Origin of the sequence: Sphingobium sp. B8D3B, from assembly GCF_025961875.1 — a bacterium.
Taxonomy (GTDB): domain Bacteria; phylum Pseudomonadota; class Alphaproteobacteria; order Sphingomonadales; family Sphingomonadaceae; genus Sphingobium.
Window position 1 is genome coordinate 121,179 of the sequence record NZ_JAOQON010000001.1, and the last position, 24,517, is coordinate 145,695.

A 24,517-nucleotide genomic window follows, 5' to 3' on the forward strand; every position below is an offset into this window, starting at 1 on the left:
ATGGCGACATTGGTTCTCACCGCCGTGGGCAGTGCCCTTGGCGGAACGTTCGGCGCTGTGGGCGCGGCGGTTGGCGGCGCGGTCGGCGCGCTCGCCGGGCGGTCTGTCGACGCGCTGATTTTTCGACCCGGCGGGCGGACGGGGCCCCGGCTGAGCGACCTTCAGGTCCAGACATCTCGTTACGGCGCGGCGATCCCGCGCATCCACGGAACGATCCGTATCGCGGGGACGGTGATCTGGGCCACGGACCTTCAGGAGAGCAAATCGACCAGCGGTGGAGGCAAGGGCAGCCCAAGCGTCACGACTTACAGTTATTCCGCGAGCCTGGCTGTTGCGCTTTCCTCACGGCCTATTCTCGGCATCGGGCGCATCTGGGCGGACGGCAATCTGCTTCGTGGTGCAGTGGGGGATTTCAAATCGCCGCTCACGGCATTTCGGCTGTATCTGGGCGGGCCGGACCAGATGGTGGACCCGCTGGTTGCGTCCGCAGTGGGCGTGGCGCAATGTCCTGCTTATCGCGGCTGTGCTTACGTCGCGTTCGAAGGGCTGCAGCTGGCGGACTTCGGCAACCGGATTCCCTCGCTGACGTTCGAAGTGATCGCTGATGCCGAACGAGTGGCCCTGCCGGCGATTGCCTCCGACCTTGCCGGGCGCACCGTCAGTCATGCCGGAGACGGCGATCCAGCGCGTCTGCTGGGCTTCGCGGCGGAAGGGACAGTGGAGGAAGCGATGCGCGACATCGTCTCACTCCACGACGTGCGATGGACAGAGCGCGAGGGGGCGCTTGCGTTGAACAACGGGAGGCCCACGGGCCAAGCCATCGATCGGGCAGCCGCCGTGCGCAGCATAGACGGCGAGAAGCAAGCCGAGCCTCAGCATGTTCGCACGCCGATTGAGACGGTGGCTGCCCGGCTGGCAATCCGTCACCACGACCCAGCCCGCGACTATCAGCTTGGCTTGCAGACCGCGTTGCGGGCCGGGCCGGGGATGCGCAGCGAGGAAATCGACTTGCCGGCGGCAATGGGAGCGGACGATGCGCGGCGCCTGGCCGACCGGAAGCTGCGCAATGCGTTGCGACGGCGCCGACGCGTCAATATCGGCGCTGGTTGGGGCGCGCTGGACCTCGGCCCGGGCGATCTTGTGACGGTCGCGGGCGAGCCGGGGCAGTGGCTCGTCGAGACGACGGAATGGGATGACATGGCCGTCAGGCTTAGCTTGCGGGCTTTTGAGAGCGGCACGCGGGCCATCGCAGGCGCAGGGGCCTCCGGGGAGCCGGTCCGTCAGCCCGACCTCGTCCAGGGGCCGACCAGTCTGGCGATTGTGGAGTTACCGGGTGACGGGACTACGATTTCCACGAGCCCCGTCGTTGCGGCAGCGGCGTGCGGCTCGAATGCCGGGTGGCGGCGCGCAACCCTCTTTCGCTATGATCCGGTCCTGGAGATTGCCGAGCCCATTGGCAGCACAGCGCCGCGCGCCGTGATGGGCCGCACTGTTGGCGCGCTGCCTCTGGGCGCGCCGTGGCGGATGGACCTTTCCAGCAGCGTTGAGATCATTCTCGACGATCCCGGCGATGTGTTGACCGGCGTGGGGGACGATCTTCTGCTCGGCGGCGCGAACATCTGCCAGATTGGAAAGGAACTGCTGCAATTTGGCCAGGCGGACGTGGTCGCGCCGGGGCATTATCGACTGTCGCGGCTCGTTCGCGGGCGCATGGGGACCGAATGGGCCATGGCGGCGCACGACGCGGGCGAACGGTTCGTGCTGATCGACCGCGAGCGGCTGGCGCCGATCCCGGTCGAACAAAGTGCGGTCGGAACGATGCTGACTCTGAGGGCAATCGGCAGCGGTGACAGTACGCCGGCGCAGGACAGCCTTTTGATCGACGGCCGCGCATTGATGCCTCTTTCGCCGGTGCACGGGCGGCGCACGACTTTGGCCGGTGGTGATGTTGAGATCAGTTGGGTTCGCAGAAGCCGGCTTGGCTCGGCATGGATCGACGGCGTGGATGCGCCCCTCGGGGAGGAGCGGGAGGCTTATGCGGTCAGTGTCGTCGCAGACGGAGTGACATTGCGGCGATGGGAAACGACGCTCCCGTCCTGCGTCTACGCGGCGAGTGACGTTGCGGCCGATCTCGCGACCGCGGCCTCGGCTGGCGTGCAGATCGAAGTGAGGCAGATGGGAAGCTGGGGAGCGGGGCGAGCGCTCGTCATTCCCTGGCCCTGTCTTATCCGCGTCTGCGCGCGCGACTTCCCACATCAGAAGGACGACGATCTATGGCTCAAACCGATCGACTTGGCTTGCCGCTGCTCTCTGCTGGGCAGGCGCAAAAGGAACTTACCCATAATGAGGCGTTGTCGCTCATCGACATCGCGATCGGACGGGTGGTGGAAAGCGCGAGCCTGTCAGCGCCTCCCGCCGCGCCCGATCTGGGTGCGTGCTGGCTCGTGGGAAGTGGCGCTACGGGCGAATGGGCAGGGTGCGAGCGGATGATTGCGGCGTGGACTGCGGCTGGATGGCGCTTCCTCGCGCCGTTCGAGGGCTTGCATTGCTGGAAGCGGGATACGCAAAGTGGCGTGAGATTCCAGGCCGGCGACTGGCGGGAAGAAGGTCTGCGGACTGACGGTTTCTATGTTGATGGCGAGAAAGTGATTGGCAGCAGGCGGCCTGCAATCGCGAATCCATCCGGGGGGGCGCCCGTCGATTCGCAGGCGAGAGAGGCGATCATTTCAGTGCTTGATACCCTGAGGGCGCACGGTCTCATCGCATCGTAACCACGCATAAAGCACAAAGACGTTGTCGGTTCCCAACATGCGGACGCGACAGGCAATATTTCCTGCAGGGCCAACATTAGCTGATCACAATGCGGCATTTAGGCAACATCACGCGATTGTGCGCTTGAAACCTTTGCGGCGCACTCCTAAAAACGTCGAGCAGCATTTTACGATCAACCTGAAAGGGGAATGATATGCGGAAGCTTGGCCTCGCCATAGCGCTCGCTTCGACCGCGATGGCATCACCATCGCTCGCCAAGGACGGCGCCTGGTATCTGGGCGGTGACATTGGCGCGATCATCGTCGAGGACTCTGACACCACGTATGACGCCGGCACCGTTGCCGGTGTGGCAGCGACCACTGGCGTCACGGCCAACACCCCGCACAAAGTCGGTTACGACGCCGCGGGTTATGTGGGTTACGACTTCGGTGCGTTCCGCCTGGAAGCCGAATATTCGCACAAGAAGGCGATGAACAAGAACACCACCTACTCGAACCGGACGACGGCTCTGCCCGGCGGCCAGGCTCGCGTGGACAGCATCATGCTGAATGGTATGCTCGACTTCGGTCCCGATGATGGCCTGCAGGGCTTCGTCGGCGGCGGCGTCGGCGTTGCGCGGTCCAAGATCTCGCTGCCCGACACGCGCGATTCCGACACGGGCTTCGCCTGGCAGGCAATTGCTGGCGTCCGTTATCCGGTGAGCAACAACGTCGATCTGTCGCTGAAGTATCGCTTCTTCAACCACAGCAACATCGACCTGATCAACACCGCTGGCACGCCGCTGGAAACTGAGGTTCGCAGCCACAGCATCCTGGCAGGCCTGGTGTTCAACTTCGGTGGTGAAGAGCCGGCTCCGCCGCCGCCTCCCCCGCCGCCCCCGCCGCCGCCTCCCCCGCCGCCTCCGCCTCCGCCGCCTCCGCCGGTCGCGCAGTGCCAGCCGGGGCCGTACATCGTGTTCTTCGAGTGGGATAGCGCCGACGTTACGCCGGATGCTGCCTCGATCCTCGACAACGCGGTTTCGGCTTATGCGAACTGCGGTAGTGCGCAGGTCATGCTCGCTGGTCACGCTGACCGTTCGGGCTCGCCGCGCTACAACATGGGCCTTTCCGAGCGTCGTAACGCTTCGGTCCGTGGCTACCTCACCTCGCGTGGCATCTCCGACGGCGTCATCTCGACGCAGGCCTTCGGTGAGACGCGTCCGCGTGTCGACACGGCCGACGGTGTGCGTGAACTCCAGAACCGTCGCGTGGAAATCACCTACGGTCCGGGTTCGGGCAACTAAGAACTTTCCGCTTCGGCGGGACGAACAAGGAAGGGGCCGGCTTATCCGGCCCCTTTTTTTGTGTGAAAGAGCGTCGGGCTGTCATCTTGCGTCTATGGGCGCGCATCGAGAGCGGGCGATACAGCAGGCATGATAAGCCTCGCGGACCGGTTTCACTTGAAATCTAAGGGCATAGCCCGATATTGTGCGCTGATAGTCCGGCGCTGTTGCCGGAAAGAGGAGATGATAAAATGGCGAATTGGCCAGATCCCCGGTCGTCCGCTACGGGCTACGGTGGTGCTTCCACGCATGCGAGCGAGGTTGCTTATGACGCAGGCCTGCGCTCCTACATGCTCTCGATCTACAATTACATGGCCAGCGGCGTGCTGGTCACGGGTATCGTTGCGCTGTTGTTTGCAAGCTCCGGCTTCGCGGCTCAGGTGCTGGTGACCCCGCTGCGCTGGGTAATCATGCTGGCCCCGATGGCCTTCGTGATGGTGCTGAGCTTCGGGATCAACAAGTTGCAGACGAGCACCGCGCAAGCGCTGTATTGGGCATTTGCAGTCGTCATGGGCCTCTCCATGTCGTCGATCTTTCTGGTGTTCACGGGTGTCTCGATTGCGCAGACATTTTTCGCCACGGCAGCGGCTTTCGTGGGCCTGAGCCTTTACGGCTATACGACCAAGAAGGACCTCTCCGGTTTCGGCACGTTCCTGATCATGGGCGTGATCGGTATTCTCGTCGCCATGGTCATCAATATCTTCGTGCAGTCGACGGCGCTTCAGCTGGTCATCAGCATCCTTGGTGTCCTGATCTTTGCCGGCCTGACTGCCTATGATACGCAGCGCCTCAAGAGCCTGTATTTCCAGGTTGCCGGGTCCGACATGATGGGCAAGGCCGTCATCATGGGCGCGCTGAGCCTGTATCTGGACTTCGTGAACATGTTCACGTTCCTGCTGCAGTTCCTGGGCAATCGCGACTGATCGCGTCGGGTTCTTTTATTGACCAGAAGGGCCGGGAGATATCCTCCCGGCCTTTTTTCTTATTAAACCAGCCCGAGCGAGTACACCGGAACTGAGTCTGGATTAAGCTTTGCCCGACTGCGCCTGCGCGATAAGCGCATTGTCGATGTCCTTCGCGCGCACATAGGCGGGTCGGCTCTCAAGACGGGCGACATAGTCCGAGAAAATCGGTCGGGAGGGGATGGTGCCGAACTGCAGCCCCCAGGCGATATGCGATCCGACATAAACATCGGCTGCCGTGAACATCTCTCCGCAGATAAACGTCTTGTCCCGGAGCGCGCTTTCCAAGGTGTCGATCGTCTGCTCGAAGCTGCCATAGCCCAAAGTCCTTTCCCGACCAGGCTCAGCGACAAAACCCAGTGCACGGTTCGTCACAGCCGCCTCCAGCGGTCCCGCCGCGAAGAACATCCAGCGATAATAATCAGCCCGATCGGCCAGGGGCGGGGCCAGCGCTGCTTCGGGAAAGCGATCCGCCAGCCAGGCGCAAATTGCGGCGCATTCGGTGACGACCGTTCCATCGTGTACCACGGCGGGCACCTTTCCCATCGGATTGATGGCCAGATAGGCTCCGCCTTTCATCTCGGTCTGGTAGTCGAGCAGGTGGGTCTCGTACGGGACGCCGACCTCTTCCAGCATCCAGCGGACAATTTGCCCACGCGACATCGGGTTGGTGTAGAATTGAATTTGGCTCATGATCGTCTCCCCAGTGACTGGAACGTATCATGAACGAAATTTAGAGTTCCGTCAAAGCCCTGCTATGGGCGAAGCGCCCTTCGCTCAGAAAATGCTTTATCTGGGCATGGGCGGTCGGGTGATAGGGCAGCAGCATATGGGAGAGCGGGAGGACGATGTGGTCCGTCGCGTTCTTCAATCTGGTCGAGGCCACGCTGACCTTGCCATCGCTCGGCCCGGGTAGAAGACGTGACGCGCCATACCGCATCATCGGGCGGTCGCCGGCGATGATTCCTACCGGATAGTCGATCTCACCCAACATTGCAGTGATCTCTGCGGGGCGCTGCGTGACCAGGGCCGGGGCGGCCCTGCCGAGGATCGGGCGCAGCAGAGCATAACGGTGCAATGTGTCGGCTATCTCGCTGCCAGCGTTAGGAGTTCCCAACATGACGACCCGGCCCAGCCGCGCCGGGCGCCGCGCTCTGATGAGCGCACGGGCGACCAGTCCGCCCATGGAATGGCAGACGATGTGGAGAGGCTGATCCGGGCTACCCGCTCTATCAAGCTCTTCCAGACGTGGGCCGAGCAGTTTGCAGATGCCTTCGAGGTCCAGCCGCCAACTGTCGTAACTCAGATCGACAGGCTGATAGCCGGTGCTGCGAAGCATGGCGGCGAGGGGGCGGTTCATCACCGCAAATCCAGCAAAGCCATGAATAAGGACGACAGTCGGCTGCACGGTGGGTTTCAACGCCTGATCATGCCTGAGCGATCCCAGCCATTCTCATGGTGATGCGGATATCCTGAAAACAAGCCGGCCCCGAGCAACTGCCCGGGGCCGGTCGAGATTATATGAACTGTGCCGTCGATGGTGTTCAGCTCTTCGGTTCTGAGACCTCGGAAGGGCCGCTCTTTGCCTTGCGCGTGGCACTCCCCTTGCTGCGCTTGGGTGCGGCGGGCGTGATCTCGAAGGAGAGAGCATCGTCCTTGAGGCGGACGTGAACCTCGCCACCGTGCACGAGCTTGCCGAACAGCAGTTCCTCGGCAAGAGGCTGCTTGATCTTCTCCTGCATGAGCCGACCCATCGGACGGGCACCGTACAGCTTGTCGTAACCGCGGGCGGTGAGCCAGTTGCGGGCTTCGTCGTCGAGCGTGATGTGAACGTCGCGATCGGCCAGCTGAAGCTCGAGCTGCAGGATGAACTTGTCGACCACACGGGCGACAACTTCAGACGGCAGATAGCCAAAGGGCACGATGGCATCGAGGCGGTTGCGGAACTCCGGCGTGAAGAGCTTCTTCACGGCCTCTTCCTGCACATCCTCGCGCGTCGATTCCCCGAACCCGATCGATTCCTTCGCCATGTCGGACGCGCCGGCATTGGTCGTCATGATCAGGATCACGTTGCGGAAGTCGACGGTCTTGCCGTGGTGATCGGTCAGGCGCCCGTTGTCCATCACCTGCAGCAGGATGTTGAACAGGTCCGGATGGGCCTTTTCGATCTCGTCCAGCAGCAGCACGCAATGCGGGTTCTGGTCGATAGCATCGGTAAGCAGGCCACCCTGATCATAGCCGACATAGCCCGGAGGCGCGCCGATCAGGCGGCTGACCGAATGACGCTCCATATATTCCGACATGTCGAAGCGCTGGAGCGGGATGCCGAGCAGCGTGGCAAGCTGGCGGGCAACTTCCGTCTTGCCGACGCCGGTGGGGCCCGAGAAGAGATAGTTGCCGATCGGCTTGTCCGGATCGCGCAGGCCGGCGCGCGACAGCTTGATCGCGGAGCTGAGCACCTCGATGGCCTTGTCCTGCCCGAAGACGACACGCTTGAGATCCGTCTGGAGGGTTTCCAGCACACTCTTGTCGTCGCTCGACACGGTCTTGGGCGGGATCCGCGCCATCGTTGCGATCACGGCCTCGATCTCCTTGGGCGTGATCATCTTCTTGCGACGCGAGGGCGGCACAAGCATCTGCATCGCGCCGACTTCGTCGATCACGTCGATCGCCTTATCCGGCAGCTTGCGATCATTGATATACCGCGCTGACAGCTCCACCGCCGCCTTGATGGCATCGGGCGTGTATTTGACCGAGTGGTGATCCTCGAAGGCCGAACGCAGGCCCATGAGGATCTTGACGGTATCATCCACCGTTGGCTCGTTCACATCGATCTTCTGGAAGCGACGCAGCAGCGCGCGGTCCTTCTCGAAGTGGTTGCGGAACTCCTTGTAGGTCGTCGAGCCGATGCAGCGGATCGCGCCACCCGACAGCGCAGGCTTCAGGAGGTTCGAGGCATCCATGGCTCCGCCTGACGTCGCGCCGGCGCCGATCACCGTGTGGATCTCGTCGATGAACAGCACCGCGTGCGGCATCTTTTCCAGTTCGGTGACGACGGCCTTCAGCCGCTCCTCGAAGTCGCCGCGATAGCGCGTGCCAGCGAGCAGCGCGCCCATGTCGAGTGAGTAGATCACCGCTTCCTTGAGCACGTCGGGCACTTCGCCATTGACGATCTTGCGCGCCAGACCCTCGGCAATGGCCGTTTTGCCCACGCCCGGATCACCCACATAGAGCGGGTTGTTCTTGGAACGCCGGCACAGGATCTGGATCGTCCGATCCACCTCGGAATCGCGGCCGATCAGCGGATCGACCTTTCCTTCCTTCGCCTTCTCGTTGAGATTGACGGTGAACTGGTCGAGCGCGCCTTCCTTCTTCTTGGCCTCCGGCTTCTTCTCTTCCTCGGCCTGGGCCGGCTTGGCCGGCTCCGGCGAGGCAGCGCCCTTGCCGACGCCGTGCGAGAGATAGGAAACCGCGTCGAGGCGGCTCATGTCCTGCTGCTGCAGGAAATACACGGCGTAGCTCTCCCGCTCGGAGAACAAAGCCACCAGCACATTCGCACCGGTCACTTCTTCCTTGCCGGAAGACTGGACGTGAAGGATCGCGCGCTGGACGACGCGCTGGAACCCGCTGGTGGGAGAGGGGTCGACGCCGCCGGAGACCTTCAGGCTCTCCAGTTCGGTATCGAGATAATGGGTGACCGTGTCGCCAAGCTCACCAAGATCCACGCCACAGGCCTGCATGACCTTTGCGGCATGTTCATCGTCAATCAGCGCCAGCAGCAGATGCTCGAGCGTCGCATATTCGTGCGCGCGCTCCGTGGCATGTGCCAGGGCATTGTGCAGAGTTGTTTCGAGGGCGGACGCGAAAGAGGGCATATCGTTCTACTCCTGCGGCCCGAGAGAGGGTCGCGTTAGGGTCAATGTCGGCACGCCGCGAGCCGCCTTCAAGGGCCGCTCTGTCATCCACCGATTTGCCGGAGGCCGATATGCGCCAGAAGGCGATCCTGCCTCCGCTCTCCTCATTTCTTGAATAGCGCCTCAGCGCTTGCCTTGTGGTGAACCGCGCTCGATTTCTTGGCGCGGGTGCGCTCGATTTCGGCTGAAAGAAGGCTGATGCGTTCATCGAGCTCATCGACCGAAAGCCGATCCAAATCTTCGCGGATCAGCTGTGCAATCAGGTCGCCGGGCCGCGCCCGGGGTGAGGCGTCGTCGAAATCCATAACGACATGCTTGCGCCAAAGTCCGCGCAAGTCAACCGGGGTTGGCAGAAGCTTCGGTATGCCGGAAGGGGCGGTTGCAATCCGCCTATCTTGCTTTCCGGGCTGGTCTTTTTCGCACCGGACTCTAGACGTAGGGCCGATCACGGCCAGCCAGGGGGAGCAAGCCAAGGTGACGAACCTGCCCGAGACCATGCGCGCCATTGCTATTCGGGAGCCAGGCGGGCCGGATGTGCTGACCGAGGTTCAGGTTCCCCTGCCGGTGCCCGCGCAAGGCGAAGTGCTCGTTGCCGTGGAGGCGGCAGGCGTCAATCGCCCGGACGTTCTGCAGCGGCAGGGCAGCTATCCGCCGCCGCCCGGCGCCTCCCCCCTGCCGGGGCTGGAAGTGGCCGGAACCATTGTGGCGGTGGGTGAGGGGATAGGCCCCGACGTGATCGGCGAGCGCGTCTGTTCGCTGGTCGCGGGCGGCGGCTATGCCGAATATGCCTGCGCCGACTATGCCCAATGCCTCGCCATTCCACCGGCGCTCTCCATGGAAGAAGCGGCTGCAATCCCTGAGACGCTGATGACGGTCTGGCACAATCTCTTCGAGCGCGCCTATATCGTGAACGGCGACAGCGTGCTCATCCATGGCGGGACGAGCGGCATCGGCACCATGGCCGTGGCCCTATGCCGGCTGTTCGAGATCACGACGATCGTCACCTGTGGCAGTGACGACAAGTGCCGCGCCGCGCTGGAATGGGGCGCTGGCCATGCGATCAATTATCGCAGCGAGGACTTCGTCGAAGCTGTGAAGCGCATCACGGATGGCAAGGGCGTGACGGCGGTGCTGGACATGGTGGGCGGCGATTATCTCCCGCGCAACCTGGAGTGCCTGGCCGAGGACGGCCGGCATGTCTCCATTGCGGTGCTGGGTGGGGCCAAGGCCGACCTGTTCATTCCCAAAATCATGATGCGCCGCCTGACGCTCACCGGCTCCACATTGCGGGCGCGGACCGCGGGCTTCAAAGGCCTGCTCGTCGATGAAATCCGCCGCACGGTCTGGTCGATGGCGGAGGAGGGCGCGCTGCGTCCCGCGCTGGACCGCGTCTTCCCGCTGGGCGAAGCCGCGAAAGCGCACGCGCTGATGGAAGCGGGCGAGCATTTCGGGAAGATTGTCCTGAAGGTGCGGTGAAGAGCCGCCGAGTGACGCAAATCCGTCATATTCCCAGAAAAACTGTCACATTGTTCGGCTAGAGCGCGCTTGGGGAAATGGTGTCCCCGGGGGTCAAGAAAGCCATGAACGCCATCAGCTCAATCGCGCAGGAGCGGGCCGTGCGCAGCGGTCATCCGCGCGCCCACTACCGCACGATCTGGATCAGCGACATCCATCTCGGCACCAAGGGGTGCAATGCCGAGATGCTTGTCGATTTTCTCGACAATGTGGACAGCGACACGCTGTATCTGGTCGGCGACATCGTCGATGGCTGGCAGCTCAAGAAGCGCGTCTACTGGCCGACTGCCCATAACGACGTGGTCTGGCGCGTGATGAAGCGGGCGCGGCGCGGCACGCGCGTCATCTATATCCCGGGCAATCATGACGAGATTTTCCGCCAGTTCACCGGCATGAGCTTCGGCGGCGTCGAAATCCGCCGCAAGATGATCCACACCACTGTCGATGGCCGCAAGTTGCTGGTGCTGCATGGCGATGAGTTCGACACGGTCATGCTGGCGCATCGGTGGCTCGCCTTCGTAGGGGACGCCGCCTACACCGCGCTGATGGCGCTCAATCGCCGCGTCAATCAGGTCCGCCGCTGGCTGGGCCTGCCTTATTGGTCGCTCTCCAAGATCGCCAAGCACAAGGTCAAGAACGCCGTGGCGTTCATCACCCGCTTCGAGGAGATCGTTGCGCACGAGGCGGGACGGCGGCGTGTCGATGGCGTCGTCTGCGGGCACATCCACACGGCGGAAATCCGCCAGTTCGGCGACATCACTTATTATAATGATGGCGACTGGGTGGAGGGATGCACGGCGCTTGTCGAGCATCATGATGGGCGGATGGAAATCCTCCACTGGGCCGAGGTGATGGCGGCACGCACCACGAGCGTCGCTGCGGATGATCTGGAGGTCGCCGCTTGAGCGGTCACGGGCTTGCTCCGGCCCCCCGGCGCATCCTCATCGTCACCGATGCCTGGGCGCCGCAGGTCAATGGCGTCGTGCGAACGCTTCAGGCGGTTCGCGCGGAACTGATTGCCATGGGGCACACGATCGAGGTGATCGCGCCCGATCGCTTTCACACGCTGCCTTGCCCCACTTATCCCGAAATTCGGCTGGCGATGCCGGCGCCGGGAGCGATTGCCCGCATGATCGCGGCGTTCGGGCCGGATGCGATTCATCTCGCGACCGAAGGCCCGCTGTGTCTGGCCGCGCGGCGCTGGTGCCTGCGGCATGACCGCCCGTTCACCACGGCATTCCACACCAATTTCCCTGATTATGTCGAGCGGCGCACGGGCCTCTCGGCGGACTGGTTCTGGCCCTATTTCCGCTGGTTTCATGGCGCGGCGCAAGCGGTGCTCACGGCGACGCCCTCCGTGCGCGCGGAGTTGCATCGCGCCGGCATCCGTCACACGCATCATTGGGGGCGCGGCGTCGATCTGACGCAATTCTCGGCGCAAGGGGAGGGGCATCCCGCGCTTGCCGGCTTGCCGAGGCCGGTCCTTCTCCACGTCGGCCGTGTCGCCGTGGAGAAGAATATCGAGGCCTTCCTTGCGCTCGATACGCCCGGCAGCAAGGTCGTGGTGGGCGATGGGCCTGCGCGCGCGTCGCTGGAGGCGCGGCATCCCGGCGTTCACTTCCTCGGCATGTTGAGCGGCGAGGCGCTTGTCTCGGCCTATCGGGCTGCCGATGTCTTCGTCTTCCCCAGTCGCACCGACACCTTCGGGCTGGTGATGATCGAGGCGCTCGCCTGCGGCACGCCGGTGGCGGCTTATCCGGTCACCGGCCCGGTCGACGTGCTGACAGCACAGACCGGCGCGATGGATGAGGATCTCGCGCGCGCCGTGACGCAGGCGCTGGAGCTTTCTCCGTCGGCCTGCACGGCGCATGCGCGCGGCTTCACCTGGCGGCGCAGCGCGGAGCAGTTCCTCGAGAGCTTGCACTGGCTCGACGCCCCGGCGCTGGCACACGCGGCCTGAGCCCATTGTACCGGCCGAACGGTCTTTCGCCGCCTTGGGGGCCGTGACGCGCGCGAACGCTTGCCGATCCAGCCGGAATAGCTTATCTGTGCGACCATCAAGGCCATCCCGTGAGGGGTGGCCCTTCTATTTTGCACAGAAGGACTTGTCCCGTGGCACAGCCGCTCATGCCCCACGCCACAGCCAGCTGGCTGGTCGACAACACTGCGCTCAGCTTTGAGCAGATTGCGGAATTCTGCGGTTTGCACATCCTCGAGGTGCAGGCGATCGCGGACGATACCGCCGGCACCAAATATACCGGCCGTGATCCGGTCCGTGCGCATGAAATCTCCGTGGAGGAAATCCACAAGGGCGAGCAGAACCCCGATTACAAGCTGCAGATGCTCAAGGGGCCGGACCCGGTCCGCCGCACCAAGGGGCCGCGCTACACGCCGGTTTCCAAGCGTCAGGACAAGCCGGACGGCATCGCCTGGATTCTGCGCCACCATCCCGAGGTTTCGGACGGCGCGATCGGCAAGCTGATCGGCACGACGCGCACGACCATCCAGGCGATCCGCGAGCGGACGCACTGGAACATCAGCAATATCCAGCCCAAGGATCCGGTGACGCTGGGCCTGTGCTCGCAGCGTGAGCTGGATGCGCTGGTGGCCAAGGCGGCCAAGAAGGCCGGCATCGAAGCGCCGACCGACAACCGTCTCGATGGCGACCGTGAGGCACTGATCGCCGAACTGCGTCAGGAGCGCGAGGACGCACAGCGCCGCGCGTCTGAAACGATGCTGGCGGAGGAAGCCGCTTTGTTCGCGAGCCGCCCCCGCGAAGACTGATTTCGCGCCCCGATTCGGTGCGTTCGGGGTCGAATTTACACTGTGATCAAAAGCATTCATCCGGGCGACGTAGCGTCGCCCGGCATGGCGTTGCCTTGCTACGCGGGATCGCATAGCCTCTCCGCATGGAGAGCGAAAAACCCGCCTGGCAGGACCATTATGATCACCCCGTTGCGTGGGCGCAGGACTTCACCCCGCTATCGCTGCCGGAGATGCTGCGATCTGCCGTGGAGCAGGACGGCAGCCGCCCGATGCTTGATTTTTACGGGCGCAAGTTCAGCTATGCCGAGTGCTACCGCAATGCACGGCGCTTCGCGGCCGGGCTGATCGGCCTTGGCGTCCAGCCCGGCGATCGGGTCGGCCTCTACCTCCCCAACGTCCCGCACTACGTCGTGGCCTATTATGGCGCGATGATGGCCGGCGCCATCGCGGTCAATTTCTCGCCGCTTTATACGGTCGAGGAACTGGCGCATCAGGCTGAGGACAGCGGGACGACCCTGCTGGTGACCATCTCCGCCAAACCCCTGTTTGGCAATGCCTGCGCCGTGCTGGATTGCTCCTGCATTGACCGGCTGGTGGTGGGCTCCGTCGCCGGTGGCCTGCCGCTGGGCAAATCCCTGCTCTACCGCCTGTTCAAGCGGTCAGCCGATGACCATGTCCCCTCCGATCCGCGCATTCTCTCGTTCGGCTCGTTGCTGGGCGATGATCCCTCCAGCCTGCCGTCGATCGATCCCCTGCGCGACCTTGCCTTGCTGCAATATACTGGTGGCACCACCGGGCGGCCTAAAGGCGCGATGCTCACTCACCAGAACCTCTCGGCCAATGCGCGGCAGATCGACCTGCTCGATCCCTGGCATGCCCTTGAGGACCGCATTTTGGGTGCGCTGCCCTTCTTCCATGTGTTCGCCAACACTGCGGTGCTCAATCGCACAGTCGTTCGCGGGGGCGAGATCGTCATTCTTCCGCGGTTCGATGCCCGGCAGGTCATCGCGGCGATCCAGCGGACCCGCGTCACCTCGCTCCCGGGCGTGCCGACGATGTTCCAGGCTTTGCTGGACAGCCCCTATCTCGCCAAAGCCGACCTCTCTTCTCTACGCGTCTGCATTTCCGGCGGCGCGCCGCTGCCGCTGCCGCTCAAGGAGCGGTTCATGGCGACCACCGGCGCGCGGCTGGTCGAAGGCTATGGGCTGACGGAGAGCAGCGGGGTCGTCTCGGCCAATCCCTATGATGGGCCGGGCAAGACCGGCTCGATCGGCCAGCCCATTCCCGGCACGCGCGTGCGCCTGCTCGACCGGGAAGACCCGTTCAAGCTTGCCCAGCCGGGGGAACCCGGCGAGATAGCCTTTGACGGCCCGCAAAGAATGCAAGGCTACTGGCAGAATCCGGATGCCGATCGTGAGGTCTTCGTCGACGGCTTCCTGCGCACCGGTGACGTCGGCACGATCGATGAAGACGGCTATTTCCGCGTGGTCGACCGCATCAAGGACATGATCGCGGTCGGCGGCTTCAAGGTCTTCCCCAGCCAGGTCGAGGACGTGCTGTATCGCCATCCCGCCGTCCGGGAGGCGCTCGTGATCGGTATTCCCGATGATTATCGCGGGGAGGTGCCCAAGGCCTTCGTGACCTTGCGGCCGGAGGTGGAGGACGACATCGACGGCGAGCGTCTCAAGGACTGGCTCAATCCGCAGCTCGGCAAGCATGAGCGCGTCTGCGCGGTCGAAATCCGTGAGAGCCTGCCGCGCACATTGGTTGGCAAGCTCTCGCGCAAGGAACTTGTCGCGGAAGAGCGGGCCAAGGTGGGGCTTGTTTGAGGGTTTCTCTCCCGGCTCATCGTTGGGGGGGACTGAGGGATGAGCCGGGAGAGATGATAGCGGCAATTGCGGGGAGCCGCATCATTTCCTCAACGCGGCTGTCAATGGACGGTTCCCACGCAATGTTGGACCTGGAGAAGAAACAGGACGCGCTCCACCTCTCTCCAGTGGCAGAAGCGGATATGGTTGCCGACATCGCGGCTGCGATCCGCGCGCTGGGCCGCCTCAACGCCCGCGTGATCGCCGAAAATCCGCATCAATGCGGTGGCGTCGTCATAGCTCCGACGGTCGACCATGATCGGAAGATGCATTCAAAATTCGAATCCCTTGCCCCCGTAAAATCGAGTCATTCTGGTCCAGCTGAATCCATTCACGGACCGTGCCAGCTTAGCCCTCTATCCGGATCAGACGCCTCACGCTGGCTAAGCACGGCTTAACCAAGTCCCGTGCGGGAGCAATCTGTCCAGTTACGGCACGACGAAGACCGCGCGTTTGTTCGGCTGGCATCGCGGCGCGGGACATGGCATGGGCGTGGCATGACCGATCCGAATTCTCCAGGCGACAAATCACCCATGGGCGGCGGTGCGCCGCTGGCCGGCCTTATTCTCCTTGGCACGATCGTCGGGATCGCGACCGGGCAGCCCTCGATCGGCATTCTGGCCGGGCTTGCGCTGGGGGTGATCGTGGCTGTCGCGATCTGGCTGAAGGGCCGGGGCTGATCCGCGCAGATAAGGGCGCGCATGGCCGCTCGGCTTGTTGCGTCAAGGCGGGCGCAGCCGTAAGATCGTCGCCATGAAAAAGATCATCCTGCTGACACTCGCCGCGCTGATCCTCATCGCGGGTGGCGTGTTCTATTATCTGTCGCGCCCCGATGTCGCGCGCCTTCCGGAAACCGCGCTTGAAGGGCGCGAGCCCGAGTTCACGCCGGCGCGCAAGCAGATCCTCCCCACCGTCATGATCGCCAAGCCAGTCGGCTGGACCGATGGCGCCGCGCCGGTGGCCGCGCGTGGTCTCGTCGTGCAGCGTTTCGCAGCCGGTCTCGATCACCCACGGCAGATGCTGCGCCTGCCCAATGGCGACATTCTGGTGGCGGAGACCAATAGCCCGCCCCGCAAAGCCGGTGGCATCCAGGATTGGATCATGGGCAAGCTGATCGGCTTTGCCGGCGCTGGTGGCGTGTCCGCCAATCGCATCACGCTGCTGCGCGATGCCAATGGCGACGGCATTGCCGAGCAGCGGCATGTCCTGCTGGAAGGGCTGAACTCGCCCTATGGCATGGCGCTGATCGACGAGACGCTCTACGTCGCGAACACCGACAGCCTGATGGCCTTCCCCTACAAGCTGGGCGAAACGCGGATCACCGTGGAAGGCCGCAAGGTCGCCAATCTTCCCGCCAATGCGCCCAATAATCACTGGACGCGTAGCCTTGCAGCAAGCCCCGACGGCAAGCTCTATGTCGGCGTCGGCTCGAACAGCAATATCGCCGAGAACGGGCTGGACGCGGAGGATTATCGCGCCGCTATTCTGGAGATCGATCCGCGCAAGGGCGAGGCGAATATCTTCGCCAGCGGCCTGCGCAACCCCACCGATCTGGCCTGGAACCCGTGGACCGGCTCGCTCTGGGCGGTCGTCAACGAGCGGGACATGCTGGGCTCGGACCTCGTGCCGGATTACATGACCGACGTGGAATTCGCGGCCTTCTACGGCTGGCCGTGGAATTACTGGGGCGGCTATGTCGACCGGCGCGTGCAGCCGCAGCGCGATGATCTGCGCGAATATACCCGCCGCCCGGCCTTTGGTCTGGGCACGCACACGGCGCCACTGGGCCTGGCCTTCACGCCGGGGTCCGCGCTTGGCGCACCGTTCAATCAGGGGGCCTTCGTGGCCCTGCATGGCAGTTGGAACCGCAAACCGCCCAGCGGCTACAAGGTTTCCTATGTTGCCTTTGACGATCGCGGCCGGCCGCAGGGCAAGCTTGTCGATCTTCTCACCGGCTTCCTCAACAAGGACGGGCAGGCGCAGGGTCGGCCGGTCGACGTGCTCGTCGCCGCCGATGGATCGGTGCTGGTCAGTGACGATGTCGGCGGGATTATCTGGCGTGTGAGCAATTCCGCAAGACCGGCCGCCGCGCCGACGCCGGAGCGCGCGCCCGCCTCCTGAGCCCTTCACGCAAATGATCGGACCCGGTGCTCCTGCGAAAGCAGGGGCCTAGGGCGGCTCAGCTCCTCGGCCGCGCCCTGGACTCCTGCTTTCGCAAGAGCACGGCCTTTATAGCAGCGCCCCGCCCGGTCGTTCAGCGGTCGAGCGTAATGCCCGCCCGGCCCGCCAGTTCCACCACATATTGCCAGGCGACCCGGCCTGAGCGGCTGCCGCGCTGGGTTGCCCACTGGATCGCGGCCAGTGGATCGACGTCCAGCTCATAACGGGCGGCGTAGCGGCGCACGATGGCGACATAGGCATCCTGATCGAGCGCATGGAAGCCGAGCGACAGGCCGAACCGATCGGAAAGGGCCATCCGGTCGTCCACGACGTCGCGGGGGTTGATCGGGTCATCCTGCTCGCCCATCGAGCGCGGCACGATGTGGCGCCGGTTGGATGTCGCATAGAGCCGCACATGGCTCCCGCGCGCACTGGCGCCGCCCTGCAGCAGCGAGCGGAGCGCTCGTGCATCGGCGCCGAAGTCGCCGTCGAAACCAAGGTCATCGATATAGAGGACGATCGGCCGGTGGGAGGCGCGCAGCAGCGAGAACAGCGTTGCGAGGCTGCGCAGATCGTCCGTGGCGATCTCGACCATCGCGAGCGGAAGCCCTTCCTTCTGCACCTGGCCGACACAGGCGGCCACCGTGGCCGACTTGCCCGTTCCCCGCGCACCCCACAGCAGAATGTCGTGCGCCGCATGGCCCCGCGCGAGGCGACGGGTATTCTCAAGGCAAGCCTCTTTCTGCGCGTCGATGCCGGTCAGCAGGGCGTAGTCGATCGGCTCGAAGCCCTCGATAGGCACCAGCATCTTCCCATCCCATCGATAGGCCGGATGCGCCTCTAGGTCCGGGGTGGCGGCGGCATTCGGCGCAAGCCGTTCGAGCGCGGCGGCGATCCGCGCGAGCGCATCGTCCATGGATGGTGTGGACATGGCATTTCCCTCGGTCATCATGGATTGAGCCGTGGCGGGCCGTTCCCGCGAGGTCAAGACGCGAAGGCCGGCGGCACCGGTCTCCGCCCTGTCGCCGCCACGCTATCATGCCGCTTCAATGTGTCACGCGGCGCGGCTATAGGCCGCACATGTCCCGCGCCACCCGGTCCCTCGAAACGCGTATTCGCGCCTATGACAGCGCCGGGCTGGCGGAAGCCGCCGCGCTGATCATGGCCGGCGAACCGGTCGCCGTGCCCACCGAGACAGTTTACGGTCTCGCCGCTGATGCGACCAATGATCTCGCCGTGGCACGCATCTATGAGGCCAAGGGCCGCCCGTCCTTCAATCCCCTGATCGTCCATGTCAGCGATGTCGCGATGGCGCGCCAACTGGTGTCGTTCAACGCCACGGCGCAAGTGCTGGCCGAGGCATTCTGGCCAGGCGCGCTGACCATGGTCCTGCCGCGCCTGCCCGATAGTCCCGCCGCCGGGCTTGCCAGCGCCGGTCTTCCCACGCTGGCGGTGCGGCTGCCATCGCATCCGGCAATGCGCGCGCTCATCGGCGCGGCGGGCGTGCCGTTGGCCGCCCCCTCGGCCAATCGCTCCGGCGCGATCAGCCCGACCCGCGCCAGCCATGTGCTGGCCAGCCTCGGCGGGCGTATCCCGTTCATCCTCGATGCCGGGCCAGCCAGCGATGGCGTGGAATCGACTATCGTCGAGCCGCTTGACGATGCGATCATCCTGCTGCGGCCCGGCCCCGTGACCCCGGAGCGCCTCGAAGCGATCACCGGACGACCGGTGCGCGCACCCGCAGCCATTGCAGGGATTACCGCGCCCGGCCAGCTCGAAAGCCATTATGCGCCATCCAAACCCTTGATGCTCAACTGCACAGACCCTGCGTCCGGCAGCTTCCACATCGGTTTCGGTCCGGGACCATCCCAGCGCAATCTCAGCCCGAGTGGTGATCTGGTCGAAGCCGCCGCCAATCTGTTCGCCGCCCTGCACGAAGCAGACGAGAGCGCGGCGTCGCGCATTTCGGTGGCGCCGATCCCGTCTGAAGGGCTCGGCCTTGCCATCAACGATCGTCTGCGGCGCGCGGCTGCGTGAGGTCGGCCTAGGCGGTGAGTCGGTCGAAAATATGCGGGCCGGGCCGGGGCGATCGACCGCTGGCCATCCTCGCGAATCTCGCACATGTGGCAGGCAGCGGCGGCTCATGCACGGTTTGCCGCTGGCTGGTTTGCGGTTTTTGAAGAGTTCGTGAAGGCTCGATTGTCAAATCCATGCGTTATGCACGGACGCGGCAAATCCAGTTGGCGTGTCGGCAGTAAACGGAGGACTGAATAATTGATCGCCTTATCCAGAGTTGATCTCGATTCTTCGTTGATCTTCGTTGCATTTTTTACACTTGCGGCTGCACTTTTGACACTTCGTGCCGTTTCTGCGCCGCATCGTATTTCTCGGCCGGTTTCCGAGGAAGTGCACGAGTTTTTGGGCGCTTCGTTCGGCGCGCTTTTCGCCACGGCGCTGGTCACCTGGCAGATCGGCTCGGTCATCCCCATCTTCCTCGCCGCGATCACGCTGGTCGCAATCGCGCGCTATTATCTCGTGCGCTTCAGCATGCCGGGCATCCTCTGGCTGACTGGCGCCGGGCTTGGCAGCGTGATGACGAGCCTGTGGGGCACGCTGTTCATTCTCGAAGCCGGCCTGCCGCCATTGCTGATGGTGCTGGCCTTCGCCGCGCTCGGGCTGACGCTGTTCGCCTTCCTCGCCAATCTCATCGCCAGCGTGGCGCGCGAAGCGGTGCTGACGCATGAGCGCTGGCGCCTGCCGGTGGCGATTCCCTCATCCGATGCTGCAGCCGCGCATCTCAAGGTCTCGTTGCACCTCGCCTGCTATGCCGAACCGCCCGAGATCGTGATCGAGACGATGAACCGTCTCGCCGCGCAGGATTACGATAATTTCGAGGTTCTGGTCTGCGATAATAATACGAAGGACGAAGCTCTTTGGAGGCCGTTGGAGGCCCATTGCGCACGCCTCAACGCGAAGCTCGGCAAGGAATGCTTCCGCTTCTTCCATGTCGATCCGCTGCCCGGCGCCAAGGCCGGCGCGCTCAATTTCCTGCTCGAGCAGACCGCCTCCGATGCGCAGATCATCGGCGTGATCGATGCCGATTATTATTCCCGCAACGACTTCCTCTCGCGCTTGCTACCGTTCTTCGCCGATCCGAAGCTTGGCTATATACAGACGCCCCACGACTATCGCGATTATGAGGGCAATGACTATCTGAGCGCCTGCTATTGGGAATATATGCCGGTCAACAAGGTCGATTACCCCGGCGTGAGCGAATATGGCGGTGCCTTCACCATCGGGACGATGTGTCTGATGCGCAAGGATGCGCTGGTGAAAGCCGGTGGCTGGGCCGAGTGGTGTTTGACCGAGGATTCAGAAGTCTCCGTCCGCCTGCGCAAGGTCGGCTATGAGGGCCTATATTTCGGCGAGACCTTTGGCCGCGGCCTGATCCCCGAGACCTTCGACGATTACAAGAAGCAGCGCTTCCGGTGGACGGCGGGTCCGGTGCAGCAGCTGCGCCGTCACTGGCGCCTGTTCCTGCCGGCGCCCTTTGCCGCGCCGCTGCCGGGTTGGACCAAATTGCTGGAAGTCGTGCGCTGCCTCGCGCCGCTGCAGACGCTGGCCGCGCTCGTCGTCAGCGTGGGCGGCATGCTTGCCATGGTCGTTGGGCTGGCCATCGGCGCTATGGAGCCGGTCAAGGTGCCGTCCATCGCCGGTCTGCTGATGCTCATCGGTGCGGCGACATGGTGGGTGCGGCTCGTGCATCGCTATCGCCTGTCCGGCTGCTATGACACTGGCGCCATGGTGTGGGGCGAGATCGCCCGCGCATCGCTCAGCTATGTCGTGCTGGTGGCAGGCATTGCCGGCCTCTCGAATCGCCCGCTCGCCTGGCGACGTACGCCCAAGTTCGCCGGACTGGCCGACGAATCGCCCTTTGCAGCGACCCGGCCAGAGACGATCGCAGGGTGCGCGTCGCTCGCCGTGGCGGTGCTCTGCCTGTTCGCCATCGGGCTGCTCGGCACGGGCATCGCGCTCCTCAGCTTCATCGGCTTCGTGTCGCTGGCTCTGCGCTTCTTCTGTGCGCCATTGATGGCGGCGACGGCCATTCGTGCCTCCCGCCCGGCGCCCAGGCCGTCTCGCCCGCGCTACATTCCGCGGGATGCGCGCGTGGCCGTCAGCCGCGTCTGGGAAAGCTGAGGTTCTGACAATTGAGGGGAGGGCGGCTAGTCCCGCCCTCCTGCCTCATTGGCAATAATAAGGGTCGTAGCGCGCCTTGCATTTGCGCCGGAGTTCGCGACCCCGTTCCCGATCCGCTTCGTCGCCGCTGACCGTTGCCCAGTCAGCCATCTTCGCACCGGCATCGACCGGCGCCTTGGCTACCTTGTAGGCGGTGCGAGCAACGCAGCCCTGCAGGGCGAGCGGTCCAAGCACGCTCGCGGCGATCAGCAGGGCAGGTCGAACCATGGCAGCCTCTCCAATGTCCATCAGGGACAGGAGCACTGTCTGAGCGGCTTCCCGCCGTCGCGCAAGCCTGCTGCGCCGGAATGGCAGCCGCTTGCTGCTCAGGTCCTCAGGCGATCGGCGAAGCCCTTGCGCAGCTTCTGCAGCTTGGGTGGGATCACCGCCATGCAATAAGGGTTCCGGTCGCCGACCCGATCCCAATATTGCTGGTGATAATCCTCGGCCGGATACCAGGTGGCAAGCGGCTCGATCGTCGTGACGATAGGGCTGGGCCAGTCCGCCTGTGCCCGTTCCATGGCAGCGCGTGCCTCGGCCTCCTGCTCGGCATCATGAGGGAAGATGGCCGAGCGATATTGGGTGCCGATGTCATTTCCCTGGCGGTTCAGCGTCGTCGGGTCATGCGTGGCGAAAAAGATATCGAGCAGATCGCCATAACCGATCACGGCCGGATTATAAGTGATGCGGATCGCCTCGGCGTGGCCCGTGCTGCCCGAGCAGACCTCCTCATAAGTGGGGTTGGGTTTGCTGCCACCGATATAGCCGCTCTCGACGGACTCGACGCCGGCGAGATTTTGATAGACCGCTTCTGTGCACCAGAAGCAGCCGCCGGCCAGCGTTGCAGTCGCGCTCATGAGTGGGCGTCCTTTCGAGGAGGGGTGTGGTTGCCTCAAAGATAGGAAGCCGGTGGCGGGGTGCAAAGGGGTGCGCCCAGCCCACCTGCAGTTCGTGTCGAGCCCTTCGACTGCCCGCAGGCGGGCGCTCAGGATAAACTTCAGCTGCAAGCTGAAGTCGAGACACGTCAAGCACAGTGGCAAAGTGTCTCGACTTCGCTCGACACGAACGGGACCGGGAATCCGCTGGCCGTGGCCTAAAGGCGCAGCCCCGTCGTCTCCGGAAGGCCCGCCATAAGGTTGAGGTTCTGCACGGCAGCGCCGGACGCGCCCTTGCCGAGATTGTCGAGCGCCGCGACCAGTCGGATCTGCGCGCTGTTTTCGTCCGCAAAGACGAACAGGCGCATGATGTCCTTGTCCCGCAGCAGCTCGATGGGGAGCGTCGCAGCCTCATAGCCATCCGCCACGCTGATGATCGGCGAGCCGGCATAATCCTCGGCCAGCGCCGCGCGGATGGTGCCGGCATCCGCGCCATTGGCCAACAGATCGCGATGCAGCGGGACGTCCACAATCATGCCGGAATAGACCGGCACGACGGCCGGCGCGAACAGCGGGCGATGCGTTAGGCCGCAGCGGGCCTGCATTTCGGGCACATGCTTGTGGCCAAGGCCGAGCGCATAGGTGCGGAAGGCACTCGGTGCGCCATCAGCGCCCTCATATTCGGCGATCATGGCTTTGCCGCCGCCGGAATAGCCGGAGGCGGCGTTGCATGTGAGCTGCGTCTCGGCGGGGATGATGCCGGCTTTCACCAGCGGCGCGACCAGCGCGATGAAGCCGGTCGAGTAGCAGCCGGGATTGCTCACGAAGCGGGCTTTCGCGACCGCATCATGGCCGGAGACCTCCGGCATGCCATACACCCAGCCGTCGGCCACGCGATGCGCCGTCGAGGCGTCGATCACCCGCGTGCGATCATTGGCGATCATCTGCACGGACTGGCGCGCAGCATCGTCCGGCAGGCAGAGAATGACGATATCGGCGGCGTTGATCGCTTCGGCGCGCGCGTCATCGTCCTTGCGGGCGGCATCGCCCAGCGTGATGAGATCGAATTCGCTGCGCCCCTCCAGCCGGTCCCGGATCTGGATGCCGGTGGTCCCGGCGGCGCCGTCAATGAAAATCTTTGTCATGTCGTAATCCTGCGCCGGCCTGTCACCGGCTGCTCATGCGTGTCGCGGAGCCGCGCGACGACATCGTCCAGCGGCTCTATGGTCACGGCCATCGCGTGGGCATTGGCATGGATCAGGCGCTCGCCATCCACCATCAGCCCCACATGGCCGGGGAAGAAGATGATGTCGCCTCGTCGGAGCGCGGCATTGTCGCCCAGCGCCTCGCCGATGGCCTCGGCCTGCTGGTCGGTGTCGCGCGGCGCGGCGATGCCGCAGGCGGCCAGCGCCATCTGGACAAGCCCCGAGCAGTCGACGCCAAGGCCCCGACCGCCCCATATATAGGGCGCGCCCAGATGGCGCTCCGCGACGGCAACCCAGTCGCTCCCGACATCCGCGACGGTGCGGATGTGCCGCTGATGAACGAACCCGCCATCGATGGCGAGAAAATCGCCCTGCGCCGTACCCGCCAGTTGGGCCCCGGCGGGCAGCAGCATCTGCACCGGGGATTTGATGTCAGCCGCCGCGAACACCGGCGTCATGCCGCGTGCGATATGGCTGGCTTCGGCAGGTTCGCCCAGCGCATCCAGCGGCACATAGCCGACATAATGGTCATGGCCGCAATAGCCCCAGGCCCAGCCGGCGCGGGCATCGAGCATGTGAAAGCTCTCGCCATAGAGCAGCTCGCTCACGGCGCTCGAGGCGGCATCCGGGGCGGCGCGCAGCATCGTTGCGGCCACCACGCAGCTGCGCGGCACCGGCGCGGCATAATGCGGCGCGAAATACAGATCGGCGAGGGCGACATCGGCCAGATCGGGCCGGATCGCGCGCACGCGCGGATCGTAGCTGCGGGATGTCCCATCCAGCTTCACGCTCTTGCGTTCGGGCGACGACGCCACGCTAGTCCCGGCGATGGTCTGTTTCATCGGCGCCCCCTGCGGCAAAACAGGCCGAAAGGTCAAGGGATACCCGACCGCGACGGTGCATCCCGGCCCCCGGCGAAGACG

23 protein-coding genes are annotated in these 24,517 nt (G+C 64.3%); 13 read left to right on the plus strand and 10 right to left on the minus strand.

The annotated features are described in order from the left end of the window. From M2343_RS16680 to M2343_RS00605, 4 genes are all read left to right on the plus strand, one after another. Nucleotides 1-2,490 carry a phage tail protein gene (locus tag M2343_RS16680; protein WP_319799376.1) on the plus strand — a complete coding sequence of 830 codons (2,490 nt, stop codon included), beginning with the start codon at nucleotides 1-3 and terminating at the stop codon, nucleotides 2,488-2,490. After that, the gene (locus M2343_RS00595) at nucleotides 2,385-2,771 is read left to right on the plus strand and encodes a DUF2793 domain-containing protein (RefSeq protein WP_319799377.1); all 387 of its coding nucleotides are present in this window, start codon (nucleotides 2,385-2,387) and stop codon (nucleotides 2,769-2,771) included. Before M2343_RS16680 ends, M2343_RS00595 begins: the two co-directional genes overlap by 106 nt. 194 nt (nucleotides 2,772-2,965) lie before the next feature. After that, nucleotides 2,966-4,054 (plus strand): OmpA family protein, encoded by a 1,089-nt coding sequence (locus M2343_RS00600; protein ID WP_264575196.1) that lies wholly within the window; start codon nucleotides 2,966-2,968, stop codon nucleotides 4,052-4,054. Between the two features lie 230 nt (nucleotides 4,055-4,284). Continuing rightward, a complete protein-coding gene (locus M2343_RS00605) occupies nucleotides 4,285-5,016 on the plus strand; it encodes a Bax inhibitor-1/YccA family protein (protein WP_264575197.1) in 732 nt (243 codons plus the stop codon). Nucleotides 5,017-5,118: 102 nt separating this feature from the next. Here the strand turns inward: M2343_RS00605 and M2343_RS00610 are convergent, their stop codons facing one another. The 4 genes from M2343_RS00610 to M2343_RS00625 all read right to left on the minus strand — a co-directional run bounded on the left by M2343_RS00610 (nucleotide 5,119) and on the right by M2343_RS00625 (nucleotide 9,274). Then, a complete protein-coding gene (locus M2343_RS00610) occupies nucleotides 5,119-5,748 on the minus strand; it encodes a glutathione S-transferase family protein (protein ID WP_264575198.1) in 630 nt (209 codons plus the stop codon). A gap of 40 nt (nucleotides 5,749-5,788) precedes the next feature. After that, on the minus strand, nucleotides 5,789-6,475 hold the full coding sequence (locus M2343_RS00615; RefSeq protein WP_264575199.1) for an alpha/beta fold hydrolase: 687 nt from the start codon (nucleotides 6,473-6,475) through the stop codon (nucleotides 5,789-5,791). Nucleotides 6,476-6,599: 124 nt separating this feature from the next. Continuing rightward, complete coding sequence (gene clpA, locus M2343_RS00620) at nucleotides 6,600-8,930, minus strand: ATP-dependent Clp protease ATP-binding subunit ClpA (protein WP_264575200.1); 2,331 nt, start codon at nucleotides 8,928-8,930, stop codon at nucleotides 6,600-6,602. Nucleotides 8,931-9,073: 143 nt separating this feature from the next. Beyond that, nucleotides 9,074-9,274: a DUF1192 domain-containing protein gene (locus tag M2343_RS00625; RefSeq protein ID WP_181560355.1), complete on the minus strand. Its 201-nt coding sequence runs from the start codon at nucleotides 9,272-9,274 to the stop codon at nucleotides 9,074-9,076. A 190-nt stretch (nucleotides 9,275-9,464) separates the two neighbouring features. Here M2343_RS00625 and M2343_RS00630 point away from each other — a divergent pair, with 190 nt between their 5' ends. The 5 genes from M2343_RS00630 to M2343_RS00650 all read left to right on the plus strand — a co-directional run bounded on the left by M2343_RS00630 (nucleotide 9,465) and on the right by M2343_RS00650 (nucleotide 15,079). Further along, nucleotides 9,465-10,445, plus strand: coding sequence for an NAD(P)H-quinone oxidoreductase (locus M2343_RS00630; protein WP_264577456.1), 981 nt, complete (start codon nucleotides 9,465-9,467; stop codon nucleotides 10,443-10,445). 104 nt (nucleotides 10,446-10,549) lie between these two features. Continuing rightward, nucleotides 10,550-11,389: a UDP-2,3-diacylglucosamine diphosphatase gene (locus M2343_RS00635; RefSeq protein ID WP_264575201.1), complete on the plus strand. Its 840-nt coding sequence runs from the start codon at nucleotides 10,550-10,552 to the stop codon at nucleotides 11,387-11,389. Then, nucleotides 11,386-12,444: a glycosyltransferase family 4 protein gene (locus M2343_RS00640; protein WP_264575202.1), complete on the plus strand. Its 1,059-nt coding sequence runs from the start codon at nucleotides 11,386-11,388 to the stop codon at nucleotides 12,442-12,444. The genes M2343_RS00635 and M2343_RS00640 overlap by 4 nt, the downstream gene beginning before the upstream one ends. Nucleotides 12,445-12,611: 167 nt before the next feature. Further along, a complete protein-coding gene (locus M2343_RS00645) occupies nucleotides 12,612-13,268 on the plus strand; it encodes a DUF1013 domain-containing protein (RefSeq protein ID WP_181561486.1) in 657 nt (218 codons plus the stop codon). A gap of 125 nt (nucleotides 13,269-13,393) precedes the next feature. Further along, a complete protein-coding gene (locus tag M2343_RS00650) occupies nucleotides 13,394-15,079 on the plus strand; it encodes a long-chain-fatty-acid--CoA ligase (RefSeq protein WP_264575203.1) in 1,686 nt (561 codons plus the stop codon). Nucleotides 15,080-15,180: 101 nt separating this feature from the next. Here M2343_RS00650 and M2343_RS00655 read toward each other — a convergent pair whose 3' ends face one another. After that, entirely contained in the window at nucleotides 15,181-15,390 is a 210-nt protein-coding gene (locus M2343_RS00655; RefSeq protein ID WP_181560352.1) for a hypothetical protein, read from the minus strand. Nucleotides 15,391-15,615: 225 nt separating this feature from the next. Between M2343_RS00655 and M2343_RS00660 the strand changes: the two genes are divergently transcribed. Both M2343_RS00660 and M2343_RS00665 read left to right on the plus strand, forming a co-directional pair. Continuing rightward, a complete protein-coding gene (locus tag M2343_RS00660; RefSeq protein ID WP_181561599.1) occupies nucleotides 15,616-15,798 on the plus strand; it encodes a hypothetical protein in 183 nt (60 codons plus the stop codon). A gap of 73 nt (nucleotides 15,799-15,871) precedes the next feature. After that, nucleotides 15,872-17,239: a PQQ-dependent sugar dehydrogenase gene (locus M2343_RS00665; protein WP_264575204.1), complete on the plus strand. Its 1,368-nt coding sequence runs from the start codon at nucleotides 15,872-15,874 to the stop codon at nucleotides 17,237-17,239. 133 nt (nucleotides 17,240-17,372) lie between these two features. Here the strand turns inward: M2343_RS00665 and M2343_RS00670 are convergent, their stop codons facing one another. Further along, nucleotides 17,373-18,194: an ATP-binding protein gene (locus M2343_RS00670; protein WP_264577457.1), complete on the minus strand. Its 822-nt coding sequence runs from the start codon at nucleotides 18,192-18,194 to the stop codon at nucleotides 17,373-17,375. 164 nt (nucleotides 18,195-18,358) lie between these two features. On the opposite strand from M2343_RS00670, the gene M2343_RS00675 reads away from it, so the two are divergent. Both M2343_RS00675 and M2343_RS00680 read left to right on the plus strand, forming a co-directional pair. Further along, nucleotides 18,359-19,315 (plus strand): L-threonylcarbamoyladenylate synthase, encoded by a 957-nt coding sequence (locus tag M2343_RS00675; RefSeq protein WP_264575205.1) that lies wholly within the window; start codon nucleotides 18,359-18,361, stop codon nucleotides 19,313-19,315. Between the two features lie 369 nt (nucleotides 19,316-19,684). Continuing rightward, entirely contained in the window at nucleotides 19,685-21,475 is a 1,791-nt protein-coding gene (locus tag M2343_RS00680; RefSeq protein WP_264575206.1) for a glycosyltransferase, read from the plus strand. 45 nt (nucleotides 21,476-21,520) lie between these two features. Here the strand turns inward: M2343_RS00680 and M2343_RS00685 are convergent, their stop codons facing one another. From M2343_RS00685 to M2343_RS00700, 4 genes are all read right to left on the minus strand, one after another. Beyond that, nucleotides 21,521-21,742: a hypothetical protein gene (locus tag M2343_RS00685; RefSeq protein ID WP_264575207.1), complete on the minus strand. Its 222-nt coding sequence runs from the start codon at nucleotides 21,740-21,742 to the stop codon at nucleotides 21,521-21,523. Nucleotides 21,743-21,840: 98 nt separating this feature from the next. After that, entirely contained in the window at nucleotides 21,841-22,371 is a 531-nt protein-coding gene (msrA, locus tag M2343_RS00690; RefSeq protein WP_264575208.1) for a peptide-methionine (S)-S-oxide reductase MsrA, read from the minus strand. A 236-nt stretch (nucleotides 22,372-22,607) separates the two neighbouring features. Then, nucleotides 22,608-23,534 (minus strand): N-acetyl-gamma-glutamyl-phosphate reductase, encoded by a 927-nt coding sequence (gene argC, locus M2343_RS00695; protein ID WP_264575209.1) that lies wholly within the window; start codon nucleotides 23,532-23,534, stop codon nucleotides 22,608-22,610. Continuing rightward, entirely contained in the window at nucleotides 23,531-24,436 is a 906-nt protein-coding gene (locus M2343_RS00700; RefSeq protein WP_264575210.1) for a C40 family peptidase, read from the minus strand. Before M2343_RS00700 ends, argC begins: the two co-directional genes overlap by 4 nt. Nucleotides 24,437-24,517: the final 81 nt, after the last annotated feature.

What these genes read in the sequence shown, in the direction of transcription:
- M2343_RS00675 (WP_264575205.1), top strand. Translation starts at nt 18,359, where the DNA reads ATGTCCCGCGCCACCCGGTCCCTCGAAACGCGTATTCGCGCCTATGAC.
- M2343_RS00645 (WP_181561486.1), top strand. Translation starts at nt 12,612, where the DNA reads ATGCCCCACGCCACAGCCAGCTGGCTGGTCGACAACACTGCGCTCAGC.
- M2343_RS00630 (WP_264577456.1), top strand. Translation starts at nt 9,465, where the DNA reads ATGCGCGCCATTGCTATTCGGGAGCCAGGCGGGCCGGATGTGCTGACC.
- M2343_RS00635 (WP_264575201.1), top strand. Translation starts at nt 10,550, where the DNA reads ATGAACGCCATCAGCTCAATCGCGCAGGAGCGGGCCGTGCGCAGCGGT.
- M2343_RS00650 (WP_264575203.1), top strand. Translation starts at nt 13,394, where the DNA reads ATGGAGAGCGAAAAACCCGCCTGGCAGGACCATTATGATCACCCCGTT.
- M2343_RS00700 (WP_264575210.1), bottom strand. Translation starts at nt 24,436, where the DNA reads ATGAAACAGACCATCGCCGGGACTAGCGTGGCGTCGTCGCCCGAACGC.
- M2343_RS00655 (WP_181560352.1), bottom strand. Translation starts at nt 15,390, where the DNA reads ATGCATCTTCCGATCATGGTCGACCGTCGGAGCTATGACGACGCCACC.
- M2343_RS00605 (WP_264575197.1), top strand. Translation starts at nt 4,285, where the DNA reads ATGGCGAATTGGCCAGATCCCCGGTCGTCCGCTACGGGCTACGGTGGT.
- M2343_RS00625 (WP_181560355.1), bottom strand. Translation starts at nt 9,274, where the DNA reads ATGGATTTCGACGACGCCTCACCCCGGGCGCGGCCCGGCGACCTGATT.
- M2343_RS00665 (WP_264575204.1), top strand. Translation starts at nt 15,872, where the DNA reads ATGAAAAAGATCATCCTGCTGACACTCGCCGCGCTGATCCTCATCGCG.
- argC (WP_264575209.1), bottom strand. Translation starts at nt 23,534, where the DNA reads ATGACAAAGATTTTCATTGACGGCGCCGCCGGGACCACCGGCATCCAG.
- M2343_RS00610 (WP_264575198.1), bottom strand. Translation starts at nt 5,748, where the DNA reads ATGAGCCAAATTCAATTCTACACCAACCCGATGTCGCGTGGGCAAATT.
- M2343_RS00670 (WP_264577457.1), bottom strand. Translation starts at nt 18,194, where the DNA reads ATGGACGATGCGCTCGCGCGGATCGCCGCCGCGCTCGAACGGCTTGCG.
- M2343_RS16680 (WP_319799376.1), top strand. Translation starts at nt 1, where the DNA reads ATGGCGACATTGGTTCTCACCGCCGTGGGCAGTGCCCTTGGCGGAACG.
- M2343_RS00600 (WP_264575196.1), top strand. Translation starts at nt 2,966, where the DNA reads ATGCGGAAGCTTGGCCTCGCCATAGCGCTCGCTTCGACCGCGATGGCA.
- M2343_RS00685 (WP_264575207.1), bottom strand. Translation starts at nt 21,742, where the DNA reads ATGGTTCGACCTGCCCTGCTGATCGCCGCGAGCGTGCTTGGACCGCTC.
- msrA (WP_264575208.1), bottom strand. Translation starts at nt 22,371, where the DNA reads ATGAGCGCGACTGCAACGCTGGCCGGCGGCTGCTTCTGGTGCACAGAA.
- M2343_RS00660 (WP_181561599.1), top strand. Translation starts at nt 15,616, where the DNA reads ATGACCGATCCGAATTCTCCAGGCGACAAATCACCCATGGGCGGCGGT.
- clpA (WP_264575200.1), bottom strand. Translation starts at nt 8,930, where the DNA reads ATGCCCTCTTTCGCGTCCGCCCTCGAAACAACTCTGCACAATGCCCTG.